Below are 15,763 nucleotides of genomic sequence, written 5' to 3'. Positions count from 1 at the left end.
GACCCTGAAGATATTAAGGAAACACCATGGCCTGGGTTTACCTGTTTTTAGCTGGCATTTTTGAAGTTGTCTGGTCTACCGCCATGAAAGAATCCCACGGATTCACCCGCCTGATCCCCAGCATCATCACCGCCGTTTTTATGCTGCTCAGCGTAGTTTTACTGGCGATTTCCATGAAAACCCTGCCGCTCGGCACCTCTTACACCGTCTGGGTCGGCATCGGCGCCATCGGTGCTTTTATTCTCGGCGTAGTGATGTTTGGCGAAAGCCTCAACCCGCTGCGTGTCATCGCCGTGCTGCTGATTTTCTCCGGCGTAATTTTGCTGAAAGTGGCAACGAAAGGGTAAAAGCCGGACGCTGAACACGACAAAGCCGCTCTGTAAAAGGAGCGGCTTTTGTTTTGAATCACAAACTTCAGCAAATCATTTGTACAACACAGCGGTGCCGTGAATGCGGTTCTGACCACCGGCTTCGATGATTTTATAAGAACTGGCACCGGCAGCAGCGGCTTTGGCGGCGAAAGTGGATTCCAGACCCTCTAAGGTATTGTCAGAGGCCGAAACGGTGCCGATTTCAGCAGCGAAGCTACCGAAAGAAACCGTGGCGAGTGCAGCAGCGATAACGAAAGTTTTGATAGATTTCATGATGTCATTCCTTCTCAATGTTTGTTTGGGGAAGGCCGTGTGCCTTCGATGAGAAGAAGAATAACGCCGTGCGACCGGAAGGGATAGCGGAGTGATTTGCTTATGTTGTTCTAAAAAATTGAATTAAACGCCGGGAATTAAAAAGCCCCGTTTCCGGGGCATGAGATCAGAACCGTTCACCTTCCAGCGTCGAATCGCATAACGCGAAAATCTCGCCCCAGCCCTGGCCGTTTGCCAGTAACTGACGGATATGCAGGGCGACATCGCTGCGGCGCACGCGGCCATGGGCTTCGGTTTGGATCAGGTGCGCCTGTCCGGTGGCCTCACCGTTCATCAGGCCGCCGGGGCGCAGGATGCACCAGTCCAGCGAGCTGGTTTGCAGCCAGCTTTCCGCCAGTGATTTTTCACGCACCGCCTGACCGAACGCCTGTTTCGCCCGTGCGGAGAGGGTCGGCCAGCTGTCACCGCAGCCGATGGACGTCACCAGCAGCATCTGGCGGATGCCGGTGTGTTCCGCAGTATCGGTGATCAGCCGGTTGGCGGTGTAATCAGAAAGCTTTCCGCCCAGCGTGGAGACGATCTGCGCTTTATCGCCCGCCATCTCGCAGGCCTGCAACACGTCGGCAGGGTTAAGCGCATCGCCTTCAATCACGGTGACGCCCAGCGCGCGCACGCTTTGTGCCTGTTCAGGATTGCGGATCAGCGCCACGACCGGGCGTTCCTGCGCCGTCAGGGTGATCAGTTCTGCACCGACACCGCTGCCTGCGCCAAAAATCAGCAAAGTATTCAAGGTTGTTTCTCTCTCTCAGCCAGCAAGGCGGGAAGGGCACGAAACGCCGCCAGCTGACCGGTAAGAAGCTGGCGATGGCTGTCGCGCCCGACGAAAACCTTGAGCATCGCATAACCGGAAGCATTTAAAAACCAGACACTTGCTGTGCTCATCCCCATAAATGGCCGTTCAATCAGGGCAATATGCCGGCAGTGTGTGGCGCGGATATGGCCGCTCATTCCCTGTTTGCCGCGCAGGTTAAAATAGCCGTGACGGTGCGTGCCGGTGGGTAATTCGCCACGGAACTCGAGGATCAGATCCTCATTGTTCACCAGTGTGGTGACCTCGCCCCAGCCGGTGATATTGTCCCAGACGTCATCAAACCGGCTGCCGTCAAACAGGTGGCTTGCCGGTAAATGCTCAATGACGGTCAGCGGCGTGACGCCATATTTGCGGGCAATATCTTCGACGGTGCCGTCGGGCTGCGTGGCTAAAAAAGTGATCAGGTTTTGCGGATTATCCGTTGGCATGAGCAGTATTCCGTAAGGTCAGTTGAGGGATCAGAGTTTGCAGCGCCTGCAACATATTGCTGGCCCAGAATCGTCCGGCAGGCGTGAGGTTAAAACGCGGGCCATCGCTGTGCATCAGGCCGCACTGTTGCCATTGTTGTAACAGCGGTTCGAGCGGGAAGGGGTCTTCGATAATGCGGCTCAGATCATAGCGCCCGGCTTCGATACCGCCCTGTAAATCCAGGCGCCAGCGGTGTTCGCTGGCCGTCGCGGCCGTCATCATCATGATCGGTTTCAGTCCGGCGTCCAGTTGCTGGTAATACGCTTCCAGACTGCGCGCCGTCATATAGGATTGCCCGCCCAGATTGCCGCCCGCGCCGCTGCCAAAGGCCAGACAGTCCGCGCCTTTTTTGATCAGCAGGTTGTAGAGGTTACGCTCGCGGGTATTGCGCGCCCAGTGACTGTTGCTGATCTGATGCCAGCCGTCGCGCGCCAGAAACGCCTCGCCGTCGAGATAAAAGTCACGGCGCATACTGACATCCGGCAGGGTCACGCGGTGATTTTCAACCGCCTTGCCCAGCGGCGTGGAGGGCAACAGGTTCAGCGCATAAAGATCAACGCCATCGAGCGGCAGGTCGCGGACAATCTGCAAATCCTCCTGCCAGGATGCGCGGGTCTGCTCCGGCAATCCGAACATCAGATCACACACCACCGCAGCGCGGTCGCGTTCACCCAGTTTGCGCAAAAAATGTATCGCCTCGTCGCGGCTGGCACGACGCCCCATCCGCTGACGGATGCGCGTGTCGAACGTCTGAATGCCTATGGAAAAACGGTTCGCACCCGCGTCGAGGCAGGCGTCGATGCGCTCATCATCAAAATTGAGAATGCGTCCTTCGACGGTGATTTCACAGTCCGGGGCCAGCGGTAAACTGCGCCGCAAGGTGACGATAATCCGGTGCAGCTGCTTCGCGCTGAGCGCCGTCGGCGTGCCGCCACCAAAATAGACCGCGTGGATCGGCGCAGACTGATGCAGCGGCGAACTGGCTTCCTGTTCAATTTCGCGGATCAGATAGTCGCAGTATTGTTCCGTGGCTTCCGCTTCCAGCTTGTTCTGGTAGAAACCACAGAATTTGCAGTGTGTTGCACAAAAAGGGATATGCAGATAGACCAGACGCTTATTGGCGGGAAGTGTGCGCAGACACAGCGCCCCCCATTGTGCAGGCACATCCTGCGCGGCGACTGGTTGCTGAGGCCGCCAGGGCATCACCGCCCAGCGATCGGGAAACGGCAGCCCGTCTGCGGCGGCATAAAAGCGCGTGAGGTCTAAGCTCATAGGGTTCTTCTTCTCCTGAAGAATCAATCATTACCGCACATTAAACGATAATGATTATCATTCGATCAAACCCAACCCGCGCTTTCGATGATCTGTATCAAGTTAAAAAATGTCAGGATTTTGTGAGAAAAAACCGGAGAGCCCGCCGGATCCCGTTCGGCTCTCCGGTTTGCCGGACGGGATGATTGTGATAGAAGGGTTAGCGTATCTTTTATTTCATAAAGACAGGGCAGTCATGGCAGCAGAATATTTTCTCTTCCGGCAGATAAAACAAAGGCTCAATAACGGTGCGGCGTATGACTGCTTTCCTGCGCCTGATCTGAGTGAAACAGATCAACTTAAAACGCTGAGCCGCCACTACAACGGCCATATCCGCCAGCGCGCCGTGCTGTGCCTCGGCCTGAGACGTGATGTCTCGGCATTACCGGAACTGGTGGAACGGGTGAATGACTGGGTCGGGCAGGTGGCGCGGTCAGCGCGAAGCAGCCTGCGGCGCTGGATGCGTCCTGACCATGCCGGTGATTTTGTCGCGCATCTGCCGGCGATCTTCTGGCTGCTGCAATGCACCCGAGCCGATCACCGTGAATTTGTCGCCGACGTGGTGGCATATCTCTCGCGTGACGAAAACAAACATACCTTACTGGCGGGATGCGGCGAGGATGACCGGCATGTCGCCCGGCTTTGCCTGCGCATTTTGTTGAAAAATCATTTGTTCCCGTGGCCACAGGTTTTCCAGTGCGCGATGCGTCAGCGCGATCCGCTGGTCAGATATACCGCTGCACAGTTTGCACTGAACTCGCCAGAGACGATCTCTTATGACGTTTTTCATCAGCTGCTTCAGGATCGTTTTGCGCCGGTAAAACAGCAGGTATTGCAGTATGCGCAAGACCATCAGTTCCGCATTGAGAAACCGCTTTCAGAAACGTTGCTGACCGATAATAACGGGCTGGTGCGTCAGCGTGCCTGCCGTTTGTATCAGAAGGTGTATGGCGATCCGCTGGCGTTTTACCTTGAGACCTTCCGCGACGAGGCCGCCCGTCCGGCAATCCGCAAGGCAGCACTGCTCGGGCTGGATGAATTGCGCTATCCGCAGGTAATGACGCTGGCAGACAACGTACCGGCGGCGTCGCCGTTCGGGTTGTATTTCGCTGCACTGAACATTGTTGTTAAACATAAAGGCGACGACGCGGGGGAAGGACTCATCCGCCTGCTGAGCCATCCTGAACTGGCCGTGGCCAGAACGGCCCGGCGACTCCTGTTACGGCACAAGTTGTTGATCACATTGTCCGCTCTTCAAACCTGCTACTCCACGGCACTGACGGCGGAACACACGCTGCTGGCGTATTCGCTGGTTCACCGGCTGAATAAATGGGACGGGCTGATTTTCCTGCTGCGGAATGCGAATGATGATAATCAGGCGCTGACGCAACGGGAAATCGCCGGATGGCAGCAACGCGTTAACCGTTCGGCGATACCACCTTCCGCAGCACAACGTGAACAACTCGCGGCGCTGCTGACGGATAGCCCGTATACACAACTGCAATTCTATTTATGCTGACTCAGCGCTTCGCTTTATCACGTCGTGGCCTGACGGCGATATCGGTAATCTGGGTATCGTCGCTGGCGCTGATCACCAGACGCACGGCCGCCGCGACAGATCCCGGCGTGCTGTATTCCCGCGAATCGATCGCCTCAAAGTTGCCCTGACTTTCACGGGTTTTGCGGTTCATCGGTGTATCCGTAGGTCCCGGTGCAACCGTGGAGACCCGGACGCCGTATTCGCTTTCCTCCTGCCGCAGCGCATGGGCGAGGGCGTTCAGAGCAAATTTCGACGCACAATACACCGTATTGCCGCCCTCGGCTTTGGTGCCTGATCCCGAACCGATAAAGATAATCTGGCCTTCCTGCTTTCGCAGCGCAGGCAGCGCCAGACGGGTTAACTGCGCCGGTGCAAATACATTAATGGAAAACTGCTGCTGCCAGTCTTCCGGCGTCGCCTGCTCAAGCCGCAAGGGTCTGGAAACTGCCGCCGAATGCACCAGCACATCAATTGCCGGTATCTCGCGGATAAAACGCTCTGCCGCCGCAAAATCCAGCAAATCGAGTTCCACCGCCTCGATATTTTCACGCTGGCGCAGCGCGGTCAGGCTGTCTTTATTACGGCCAAGGGCATAGACCTGATGGTCGCGCGCCAGATCCTGAACAATCGCCAGCCCGATACCACTGGTGCCGCCGGTTACCACCGCAACAGGACGTAAACTCATGATGTTTTCCTTATGTTTTTTATCACGCTAACAGCTGAGCGATGGCAGGACGACTGCGTTTATTGGATTAGCTTTTGTGCTGGCTGGGAAAGCCAGCACCCGCCTCTCCGGCTTTACGCATTCCCCCCCAGTTCCACCTCCACCCGATGTTCCGCGCCATCGTCGGTCAGCGGGATCTTGTCATCGGGCAGCACGGTGCCGTCGAGGGTCAGGCGGTATTCGCCCGCGCTTTTCCGGACCGTGATCAGGTAGCGGCTGCTGCCTTGCTGACAGGTGACGGTGATTTCCGGCCAGCTGTCCGGTAACTGGCTGTGGATGGAAATGGCGTCACCGTGCCGCGTGATACCGAGCAGGGATTCGGTGATCAGGCGATATGTCCAGCCTGCGGATCCGGTGTACCAGCTCCAGCCGCCGCGGCCGCTGTGCGGCTCTACCGAGTAAATATCGGCAGAAATCACGTAAGGTTCGGCTTTGTAGCGGCTGACATCCGCAGGCGTCAGGCTGTGATTCACCGGGTTGATCATCGACATCAGTTCCCAGGCGCGACCGGTATTGCCGAGTTTCGCAAAAGCCATCACCGCCCAGATTGCGCCGTGGGTGTATTGCCCGCCGTTTTCGCGCACGCCGGGCAGGTAACCGCGAATGTAGCCGGGGTTCGGGCCGTTGCCGTCAAACGGTGGCGTCAGTAATTTGATTAACCCCGCGTCGTTATCCACCAGCCGCTGACCGGCCGCCTGCATCGCGCTGGCTGTGCGTTCCGGCGTGCCTGCACCGGAAAGTACCGACCAGCTCTGGGCGATGGCGTCTATCTGGCATTCCGCATTCAGGTGCGAACCGAGCGTGTCACCGTTGTCGAAATACCCGCGCAGATACCATTCGCCATCCCAGGCGTGATCGTGAAGATTTTGTCTGAGCAGCGCGGCCTGTTCGCGACATAATGCGGCGGTGGCATCGTCCTGCCGGATGTCTGCCAGCGCCCCATAACGTTGGAGCACGTCAAAGAGGAAGAAGCCCAGCCAGACGCTTTCCCCGCGTCCGCCCAGCCCGACCAGGTTCATGCCGTCATTCCAGTCCCCCGCACCCATCAGTGGCAGGCCGTGTTCGCCCATCCTCAGGCCATGTTTCAGCGCGCGGATCCCATGCTGCCACAGGCTTTCCTGCGTGGTGCTGATGGTCGGTTGTTCGTAGACCGATTCCTCGCCCGGTGTCAGTAAACGTCCCTCGAGATACGGCACGCGTTCTTCTGCGATGGCGTGATCGCCGGTGACAGAAATGTAATGGCTGATCGCCAGCGGCAGCCACAGATAATCATCCGAACAGCGGGTGCGCACGCCGTTGCCGGTCGGCGGATGCCACCAGTGCTGGACGTCGCCTTCAATGAATTGTCGTGAGGCACACAACAGGATTTGTTCGCGCATACGCTGCGGGGCGGCATGCGTCAGCGCCAGCGTATCCTGCAACTGGTCGCGGAAACCAAACGCGCCGCCGGACTGATAATAGCCGCTGCGTGCGAGGATCCGGCTGGCGAGCGTCTGATAAATCAGCCAGCCGTTAGTCAGCAAGTCCACCGATTTATCCGGCGTGGTGATCTGAATTTTATCCAGCACCTGATGCCAGTGATGATGAACGCGATCCAGCTCGGCCTGCGCCGCGCCTTCCTCAAAATACTGATGAATGATCGCTTCGGCATCGCCTGCGTTTTGCCCCAGTCCCAGTGCAAAAATAAAGGTGCGCTGGTCGCCGTCGATCAGGGTGGTCGCCGACTGCACCGCACCGCAAGGATCCAGCGTCGCCCCGGTTTTATCGGAAAGCCGCTGATTTTTCATGGCGGCCGGAGAAGCTGCGGATCCGTTGCGGCCAAGGAACTCGCGGCGGTCGCCGGTCACTGAGCAGTGTGCGCCGGTGACGGCAAAGAAGGCGGTGCGCGGCGAGCCATTACTGGTGTAATGATTGGTCGCCAGCACGCCGCAGCCTTTTGCTACCTGCGCGGCAGAGGTGACAATGTGCATCGCGGATTTGGCGCGCAGATCGGCCAGCACCCATTCGGCGTATCCGGTGACGGAGAGCCTGCGCGGGCGGCCTGAGAGATTGGTCAGCGTCAGCATCACCAGTTTGACCGGCGCATGTTCGGCGACTAACACCGTCATTTCACTGCTGATGCCGTGTCCGGTGTGTTCAAACACGCTGTAGCCGAAACCGTGGCGTGTGACGTATCCGCCGCTGTCGCGAACCGGCAACGGCGCCGGTGACCAGACGCTGCCGGTCTCCTCGTCACGCAGATAAAATGCTTCACCGGAACTGTCGCTGACCGGATCATTTTCCCACGGTGTCAGGCGGTATTCGTGGGCATTTTCATACCAGGTATACGCCTGACCGCTTTCTGAAATCACCGAGCCAAAACCGGCATTCGCCAGCACGTTGGACCACGGTGCAGGCGTCGTCTGGCCATCGTTAAGCAGGATCTGGTATTCCCGTCCGTCCGGCGAAAAACCGCCGAGGCCGTTGAAATACGTCAGATCACGCGGCAGGGCAGGCACCGGCGGGCTGTTGTCCACCGACCGCACCGGCAGCAGGGCGGGCAGGGAGACGTGCGGCTGCTGCATCCGCTGATTCAGCTGATCTTCCAGCGCGCCGCGACGGTCGTCGATCACCACGCGCGCGACGCTCATCAGCAGGGTGCGGTCTTCCTGCGTCAGTTGTTCGCCGTTACGCACGAAAATACCGCCCGGAATATCGGTCTGGCTGGATCCCGCGCCGGACGCCACCAGCCCGAGGATCTGATTTTGTAACGCCTGCTGATAGCCGCCGGGGTCATTGGACAGCACCACCAGATCCACTTTCAGCCCTTTCAGCCGCCAGTAGTTGTGGGCGCGGATCAGCTGTTTCACCAGCCCGATATTCTCGCTGCTGGTCATGGTCAGCAACACAATGGGCAGGTCGCCGGAGAGGGATTGTCCCCACAGGCCGGACTGCCCGCGGCGGTTAGCGGCAACCGTCTGCGCATCGCCGCGCATTTCCTGACTGGCAAAAATCAGCGCACCGGCCAGACGGTTAAACAGACCGGCATCGTCCTCGCTGGCGTTAAGCTGGCGCAACACCACCTGACTGTGTGACCAGGCGATTTCGAATACCCGATCAGCAATATGGTGATCGCGGTATTTTTCCAGCAGCGCAAGACTCTGCAAACGTGTCTCGCTGATGCCATACACCATGTCGATTATCACCGGCACACCGGGTTTCAGGCGGATGCGCTGGCGGATCGCCATGACCGGATCTAACACCGCACCGGCGCTGTTGCCCAGTACGGCGTGATGCTGCAATGCCTGCGGATTGGCGGCGGTATTACCACGGCCGATAAAGGCTGCACGGTCGGTTTCAAACGAGGTTTCCCGTTCAACGGCACCGTGGATTGCCATCATATGAAACAGCCACGGGCACTGTTCATCCGGTTCGCGCGGGCGGCGGTGACAGAGAATGCCTTCCTGCGCGGGCACCAGTTCCGTCTGCACAAACAGATTGCTGAATGCCGGATGCGCGGTGTCATTGGCGGCCGGAGCCAGCACCACTTCCGCGTAGGTGGTGATATCCAGCGTGCGCGGATGGCGGCCCTGATGCGTGACGGTCATGCGTCGGATTTCCACGTCATCTTCCGGTGACACCACAATGTGCGTTTCCAGGGTCAGCGATCCCTGCGTGCGTTTAAATTCCGCACCGAAATCTGTCAGCACGGCGTGATACGTGCCTTTTTGTTTGCCGGACGGCTGCCAGGTATTGCTGTACACCGCGCCGGATTCCGGGTCGCTGACGTAACAGAAAATCCCGCGATGGTCGCGCGTCGCATCTTCCCGCCAGCGGGTCAGGGTCATATCTTTCCAGCGGCTGACGCTGCCCCCGGCCTGCGTCACCATCAGGTGATAGTTTGTGTTCGACAGCAACTGCACTTCCGGCGTCGGGCTGTCGGCGCTGCTGAATTCGCGCAGTTCGGTATTCACTTTCTGCAAGGTGTTGTCGTGGGATTCGAAGTGGCGACGCGGGCTGTAAAGCTCGACGGCATCCGGCACCCGTTCCTGCAACAGCAGACGGGCAGACTGGAACGCCGCGTTTGCCGCAAAGCGCGCGGTCATCGGCGCACCCAGCAGCACGTTGGCCAGCGCCAGGAATCCCATGCCCTGATGGTGCGCCATGTAGGAACGCACCACGATATAAATCTGCCCGCGGATCAGCCGTGACGGGGTGTAATCCAGCGCATCGTAGAAACCGTATTCGCCGCGTGCGCCGCAGTTTTCCAGTTCTGTCAGATTCAGACAGGCTTCCTGCGGGCGGATCATCAGCGCCATCAGGGTGGCGTAAGGCGCGACCACCATATCTTCACCCAGACCCCGTTTCAGGCCGAGGCCGGGCACGCCAAACGCGTGATACTGATAATTCTGGCTGAGGTCAAAGGCCGCATACGCCGATTCGGAAATCCCCCACGGCACGTTGTTTTCACGGCCCCAGGTGATTTGCCGGTCAACGGCGGTCTGACACATCTGCGTCAGCAGGGTATCGGGATAGGCGGGCATCACCAGTTGCGGCATCAGGTATTCAAACATCGAACCGCTCCACGACATCAGCGATGGCTGTTTGTCGATCACGGTAAATAACCGGCCCAGCGCGAACCAGCTTTTTTGCGGCAACTGGTTGGTGGCGATGGTGACATAGTTGGTCAGACGAATTTCTGAAGGCAGCAAATCGTACTTTCCGCTGTCCAGTTTATGCGCGTCGCAGTTATAACCGACGGTCAGCAGATGGGTGTTTTTATCGTAAAGGAAAGTGAAGTCCATTTGAGCGTGGTCGTTCAGGCGCTGTTCCAGTTCACCGATAATGTCCAGACGCTGACGCGCCAGCCCGATAGCGCGGGAAAGCTGCGGTGCCTCCAGACCGTTTTGCTGCGCCAGCCATTGCAGCGAAGGCAGCGGCTGTTGTTGCGCTTCCGGCGACAGACCGCCGTAAAAATCTGACCACTCTTTTAAGCCTGCATCGAGCTGGCCTGCCAGCCTTTGCAGCCATTTTCCAGCGGATAGCGGGATCAGCGCACGGGCCGCCTGTAAATGCTCAATCGCCTGCGCGCCTTTCCCGGTCATCGCACGGTGCAGGAGCTCTTCAAGTTCAGACACCCGCGACGCGTCATCCGCTGTCTGCGCCATCTTCAGGGTGTCTTCCAGCCCTTTCAGCCAGGCATCAATATCCATCGCCGGTTGCGTGCGCCACAGCCGCAGGCCGGTGCTGAGTGTCAGCAGATGCCCGGCCAGATTGCCGCTGTCGACGCTGGAAATGTAACGCGGATTCAGCGGTGCCAGCGTGCGTGTGTCATACCAGTTGTAAAGGTGACCGCGATAATGCTCGAGTTTATCCAGCGAATCGAGCGTCAGACTGGTACGTTCCAGCACGTCGCCCTGGGTAATGTAACCGAAATCCCACGCGGTGATATTCGCCAGCAACGACAGGCCGATATTGGTCGGCGAGGTGCGGTGCGCGATCACCGGCTGCGGAATTTCCTGATAATTATCCGGCGGCAGCCAGTTTTCGGTTTCATTAACGAAAACCTCAAAGAATGACCAGGTTTCGCGCGCGGTCTGGCGCAGGGAACGCTGTTGCTGTGCATCCAGATCCGGCACTTCCCGGCGGGCAGGCTGACTCAGCCAGCACAGAATACGCGGCGCGACAAACCACAGCACGCCGGTCAGCAGGGCAAAACCCGACAACGGCGGATGTGCCGTCGCGGACAGTAAAATAACAGCCACTCCGGCCAGCGGATTCGCCCACATGCGGCGATAGAAATATTCCGGTGACAACGCGCTTTTTTTCGCGCTGATATTCACGCTTGCCCATTCATGCAACATGCGGTGGCTGACCTTCAGACGCCACAGCGTCAGCACAATGGCGTGCACGGAATAGGCGGCTTCATGCGGCAGCGTCATGATGTAAAGCAAAACGCGGGAGAGCCGGCTGACGGTGGCTTTCGCCACGCTTTTCAGGTGCGCAAACAGCGACCGTCGCGGCCCCTTGTTGAGCAGATCCAGTACCAGCGCCACCCCCGCCGGAAACAGCAATATGACGCCGGTAAACCCGAGCCAGTAGGCGGTGTTGGGCACCACGGCCAGTGCGCAAAAAATGATGATCAGCAGGGCAGGCGCGACCAGACTGCGACGCAGATTATCGAACAGTTTCCAGCGCGACAGCGGGGTCAGCGGGTTGCGGCAGCGGGTGCCGTCTTCCTGAGTGACACGAAAACCCAGCCAGTTCAGCAACTGCCAGTCGCCGCGGATCCAGCGGGTTTTACGCGCCACATCGGCCAGATAATGATCCGGATATTGTTCGTACAGCACCACATCGCTGAGCATGCCGGAACGTGCATAGCAGCCTTCCAGCAGGTCGTGGCTGAGCACCCGGTTTTCCGGGCAGGTATTTTCCGTCGCGCGGATAAACATATCGACGTCGTAAATGCCTTTACCGACGAACGAGCCTTCTCCGAACAGATCCTGATAGATATCGGAAGACATTGACGAGTACGGATCGTTGCCCGGCACGCTGCTGCATAACGCGGCATAACGTCCCTGACCGTTTTCGGGGATCTCTTCCGCCAGTCGCGGCTGGAGGATGGCGTAACCGGACACCACCCGCCGGCGCTGTGCGTCGTACACCGGCTGATTCAGCGGGTGCGCCATCGCCGCCACCAGCTGATGCGCGGTATCGCGCGGCAGAACGGTGTCGCTGTCGAGGGTGATGATGTATTTCACGTCACGCAGTTGCGCCTGCGTACTGCCTTCGATCAGTGAGAAAGGTTCGCCTTCGTCGCGCAGCCAGCGGTTCAGCGCATTCAGCTTGCCGCGTTTGCGTTCGTATCCCATCCACACGCCCTGCGGCGTATTCAGTTCACTGTCGCGATGAAGCAGGGTAAACAGCGCGCCCTGTGGCGACGGATAGCGCCGGTTCAGCCGCTGAATTTGTTGCGAGGCGAAAGCCAGCAGCGCGTCGTTATCCGCATTATGCTGTTGTGCGCTGTCATGAAAATCACTGAGCAGCGCGAATTTCAGGTTCGGCAGCACGTTACCGAGGTAACACACTTCGAGGCTGTTGATCAGCGTCCCGATATTTTTGCGGCTGCCGAGCAGACAGGGGATCACCACCAGCGTGCTGGCCTCTTCCGGGATACCACCGGCAAAATCCAGGCGCGGCAGCGGTTGCGGGGTACGGCTGCGGGTGGTGATTTCACTCAGCAGATTCAGCGCGAACTGACTGGCCACCAGCACCACCGGCAGCAGCAACGCCCACCACAGCCAGTGCAGCGACGGATGGGCGGAACGGTATAACGCATCGGCGGTCACTGCGGTGGTCAGCAGCAACAGACTGCCGAGCCACGACAGCAGCGGTGTCTGGCTCAGCCGGGCGCGCAGGCGGGTCAGCAGAGGGAACCGCACGCTGAGATCGTCTTCCAGTGCTTTGCGGCCTTCACCAATCAGGTAATACCCGACGTGTTGTTGCAATGCATTGTCGCCGGAAAGCCGGGCCAGCGCCACGGCGCGCGAGGCGACAAAGGCTTCATCATGGCGTGAATTTCGCGAGAGACGTTCAATCTGATGGCGGTAATTATCGCGGGTATCAAAGTGCATCCGGGGGTAAATGCCTGCCGGATCCTCACGCAGGATTTTCTCCACCACGCTGAGGTTTTCCGCGAAATCTGCCCAGTCCATTTCCGTCAGCTGGCGTAATCCCATAATGCTGTTGCTGACCGAAAGCTGGCTGGCCGCCAGTTGCTGATTAAATTTGTCGATCACTTCCCGCTGCGTCAGCCCGACTTCGCTCAGGCGCTGTTCCACCCAGGTCAGCGGCAGCGCCAGCATGGATCCGTGTCCCTGCAACCGGCGCACCAGTTCGGCGACAAACGCGCTGGTGCGCGGCGGATTGGTGCGTGCCATATCGGCAATCACAATGATCTGACCGGACGGATCGTTCTCCGCGCTGTCGTGCAATTTATTGACCCAGAAGTCGGCCAGATTGCGCTCCTGCTGGGCATCCGCCACTTCAATGCTGACGCGCCGCAGGTTCTCGATCAGCGCCAGACGCAGCATACCGGGGAAAGCCCACAGTTCGCCGAGCGTCAGCGGGCGCACGCTCTGATAAGTTGAGAGAAAGCGGGTGAGGGTTTCGATGTCCCACAGGCCGTCACTGTGACTGACCACTTCCGTGGCGATGTCGTAAATACGCGGACAAAAATGCGGTGCGCCCAGTGAAGGCAGCCCCTTGCCGAAGTTCTTCGGCAACAGCTGACGCACCACGCGGATCTGTTCTTCAATCAGATAAAAGTTATCCAGCAGCCATTCACCGGCTGGCGTGATGCTGGCTTTGTCGCCGCTGCTGAGGATCAGGCAACTTTGGGTTAAGACTTTTTCGTTATCGTCGAGACGTTTCAGCAGGTAATAAGGCAGTTTCTTGCGGGAAAGTTTGTGGGAGAGCGCGAGTTTTCCGCCGAAGCGTTCCATCTGGTCGGCCGAAAATAATTCAGCGCGGATTGGCGCAGTGTGTTCGTTCGCGCCGGGGCGATGACGCCGCGAAAGCGTGAGAACGGGGGGTGCTCTTTTACTTTTGTACCAGCTAATCACAGCATTTTTCACGTCAACATACCCTGTGCGGACCCGAGAAGGCAGTTGCCTGAGCTGCGATAAGAGTTCACAAAAAGAGAAAAGTGGGTAAAGGGCAGGGAGGCACAACGGTCTGACGCCCGGACTGGCGTCTCGCCTCAGCTTAGTCTGTTTATGCCATGTGCGTCGGTTTTCTTTTCCGTTTTGCTTTCTGACTGCCGGGTAAAAGACATGGGGGGTTAACCCCCTTTATTTATGAACGATCGTTCCATTCATCGGTGTACCTGATATTGCCGTCAACACAGTGCCAGGTGATTTTGTTGTACGTCATTGATACGGCTTCCATATGATTAATCTGCGAATTGCCGGACATTTTAACGTTCGGCATTCCGGGGTTCACGCCAGTAATTTTCACGCCCTCAATCGTCATAATAAAATAAACTTCTTCGCGCCCGGCATCATTAATGCGGTACCAGCGGATCTCAGCTGACTTTAATGTTTGTCCTTTTGCGACGGCCTTGTACAAATAAGGGCTGGACGAATCGAATTCCTTTTCAAACATCATCGGCGAATGAGTGCGGGTTCCAGTAATGTTGCCACTACGGCTATCGACGGGAAGATTCAGACCGTGGCTGAAACCGATGATCTCAATACTTCCTTCACGGCCTGCAACATCCACTGAACCTTTGATAGCGGAACCGCCATCGTCATAGAGCCACATATAAGCGGGTATTGGCATTGCTTTAATTCCTTTTAGTGAAGTGAGAATTAACCTTATGCCCGTATCCCTGATGATGCAATTAGCGGATGTCGTAAATAACTGACTTTTCAGATTTTTATTATCAATTAAAGCCATCTTATCGCCTGTTTTTTGTGTTGTGATTCCTGTAGTGTCACGCCTTAAGTCCAATTTCAGAAAGGCGGTTTCATGGCGTTACAAGGAAAGTTTGTCATTAATGATGCGGATTACTGCCCATTGATGATGTATGGGGTCGGTACTTACATGGCTTACTCCGGCAAAGATGCGTATCGCAACAGGGCAAGTTGTATTGGAATTCCAAATCTGGGGCCAATTCCCTATGGTCGCTATCATATTGTGAAACGAGTAACGGGTGGGGTGAAAGGTGTTGTCAGGGCTGATATCCGTGATTCCTATTCGTGGTTTACGCCTACCCCGGTGATTAAGGCGGAGTGGTTTGCTCTTTATCGGGACGATGGGTCCATAGATGACAAAACATGGATAGAAGGGGTGGAACGAGGCAATTTTCGCTTGCATCCTCCCGGCCCGCTGGGGATATCCTATGGATGTATCACCCTTCAGCATCGCAGTGATTTTATGGCTATTCGTCAGGCCCTGATGTCTACCCGACAGACAGAATTACCCAATGGTTTAATGAGTTATGGAATGATAGAGGTGATCCTGAATGGGCAGGCGTCGTGTGACAACGGGATTTAGAATATTAATTGCAGTGGGCGTTTACGTTCTGGCTTTTCTTATTCTGCGGCCTTCATACCCTGTGACTAAAGAACAATATACCTTCTGGAATGAGGCAGCCGCGTTATTTGGAGAACCGGACGTAGAAGGCTTTATCGGATTGACGCTATTTATTATTTGTCCTGTTA

At 57.3% G+C, this 15,763-nt stretch carries 10 protein-coding genes; 3 read left to right on the top strand and 7 right to left on the bottom strand.

Annotated features, from left to right (window positions below; genetic code table 11):
- Window positions 1-26 precede the first annotated feature (26 nt).
- A complete protein-coding gene (locus EYY67_RS11735; protein ID WP_119824660.1) occupies window positions 27-347 on the top strand; it encodes a DMT family transporter in 321 nt (106 codons plus the stop codon).
- Between the two features lie 75 nt (window positions 348-422).
- Here the strand turns inward: EYY67_RS11735 and EYY67_RS11730 are convergent, their stop codons facing one another.
- The 4 genes from EYY67_RS11730 to hutW all read right to left on the bottom strand — a co-directional run bounded on the left by EYY67_RS11730 (window position 423) and on the right by hutW (window position 3,255).
- Window positions 423-644 carry a YdgH/BhsA/McbA-like domain containing protein gene (locus EYY67_RS11730; RefSeq protein ID WP_119824654.1) on the bottom strand — a complete coding sequence of 74 codons (222 nt, stop codon included), beginning with the start codon at window positions 642-644 and terminating at the stop codon, window positions 423-425.
- A gap of 166 nt (window positions 645-810) precedes the next feature.
- Complete coding sequence (locus tag EYY67_RS11725) at window positions 811-1,434, bottom strand: SDR family oxidoreductase (protein WP_095925516.1); 624 nt, start codon at window positions 1,432-1,434, stop codon at window positions 811-813.
- On the bottom strand, window positions 1,431-1,943 hold the full coding sequence (gene hutX, locus EYY67_RS11720) for a heme utilization cystosolic carrier protein HutX (protein WP_131693542.1): 513 nt from the start codon (window positions 1,941-1,943) through the stop codon (window positions 1,431-1,433). Before hutX ends, EYY67_RS11725 begins: the two co-directional genes overlap by 4 nt.
- Window positions 1,930-3,255, bottom strand: coding sequence for a heme anaerobic degradation radical SAM methyltransferase ChuW/HutW (gene hutW / locus EYY67_RS11715; RefSeq protein ID WP_131693541.1), 1,326 nt, complete (start codon window positions 3,253-3,255; stop codon window positions 1,930-1,932). Before hutW ends, hutX begins: the two co-directional genes overlap by 14 nt.
- Window positions 3,256-3,490: 235 nt before the next feature.
- Here hutW and EYY67_RS11710 point away from each other — a divergent pair, with 235 nt between their 5' ends.
- Complete coding sequence (locus tag EYY67_RS11710; RefSeq protein WP_131693540.1) at window positions 3,491-4,813, top strand: HEAT repeat domain-containing protein; 1,323 nt, start codon at window positions 3,491-3,493, stop codon at window positions 4,811-4,813.
- 1 nt (window position 4,814) lies between these two features.
- On the opposite strand, the gene EYY67_RS11705 is transcribed toward EYY67_RS11710, so the two are convergent.
- The 3 genes from EYY67_RS11705 to EYY67_RS11695 form a co-directional block, all read right to left on the bottom strand.
- Window positions 4,815-5,519: an SDR family oxidoreductase gene (locus EYY67_RS11705; protein ID WP_131693539.1), complete on the bottom strand. Its 705-nt coding sequence runs from the start codon at window positions 5,517-5,519 to the stop codon at window positions 4,815-4,817.
- A gap of 113 nt (window positions 5,520-5,632) precedes the next feature.
- Window positions 5,633-14,173, bottom strand: coding sequence for a glycoside hydrolase family 94 protein (locus tag EYY67_RS11700; protein WP_415838632.1), 8,541 nt, complete (start codon window positions 14,171-14,173; stop codon window positions 5,633-5,635).
- A gap of 220 nt (window positions 14,174-14,393) precedes the next feature.
- Window positions 14,394-14,879, bottom strand: coding sequence for an Hcp family type VI secretion system effector (locus EYY67_RS11695; protein WP_131693630.1), 486 nt, complete (start codon window positions 14,877-14,879; stop codon window positions 14,394-14,396).
- Between the two features lie 189 nt (window positions 14,880-15,068).
- On the opposite strand from EYY67_RS11695, the gene EYY67_RS11690 reads away from it, so the two are divergent.
- Complete coding sequence (locus EYY67_RS11690) at window positions 15,069-15,596, top strand: DUF2778 domain-containing protein (protein ID WP_131637451.1); 528 nt, start codon at window positions 15,069-15,071, stop codon at window positions 15,594-15,596.
- The last annotated feature ends 167 nt before the right edge of the window (window positions 15,597-15,763 follow it).

It is taken from the genome of Rahnella victoriana (assembly GCF_004330295.1).
Lineage (GTDB): Bacteria > Pseudomonadota > Gammaproteobacteria > Enterobacterales > Enterobacteriaceae > Rahnella > Rahnella victoriana.
Note: the sequence above shows the minus strand (reverse complement) of the source record. Positions and strands in the feature narration are given on the sequence as shown.

Excerpts from the sequence above, each read along its gene's own strand:
- EYY67_RS11735 (WP_119824660.1), top strand. The coding sequence starts at position 27 with ATGGCCTGGGTTTACCTGTTTTTAGCTGGCATTTTTGAAGTTGTCTGG.
- EYY67_RS11730 (WP_119824654.1), bottom strand. The coding sequence starts at position 644 with ATGAAATCTATCAAAACTTTCGTTATCGCTGCTGCACTCGCCACGGTT.
- hutX (WP_131693542.1), bottom strand. The coding sequence starts at position 1,943 with ATGCCAACGGATAATCCGCAAAACCTGATCACTTTTTTAGCCACGCAG.
- hutW (WP_131693541.1), bottom strand. The coding sequence starts at position 3,255 with ATGAGCTTAGACCTCACGCGCTTTTATGCCGCCGCAGACGGGCTGCCG.
- EYY67_RS11710 (WP_131693540.1), top strand. The coding sequence starts at position 3,491 with ATGGCAGCAGAATATTTTCTCTTCCGGCAGATAAAACAAAGGCTCAAT.
- EYY67_RS11705 (WP_131693539.1), bottom strand. The coding sequence starts at position 5,519 with ATGAGTTTACGTCCTGTTGCGGTGGTAACCGGCGGCACCAGTGGTATC.
- EYY67_RS11695 (WP_131693630.1), bottom strand. The coding sequence starts at position 14,879 with ATGCCAATACCCGCTTATATGTGGCTCTATGACGATGGCGGTTCCGCT.
- EYY67_RS11690 (WP_131637451.1), top strand. The coding sequence starts at position 15,069 with ATGGCGTTACAAGGAAAGTTTGTCATTAATGATGCGGATTACTGCCCA.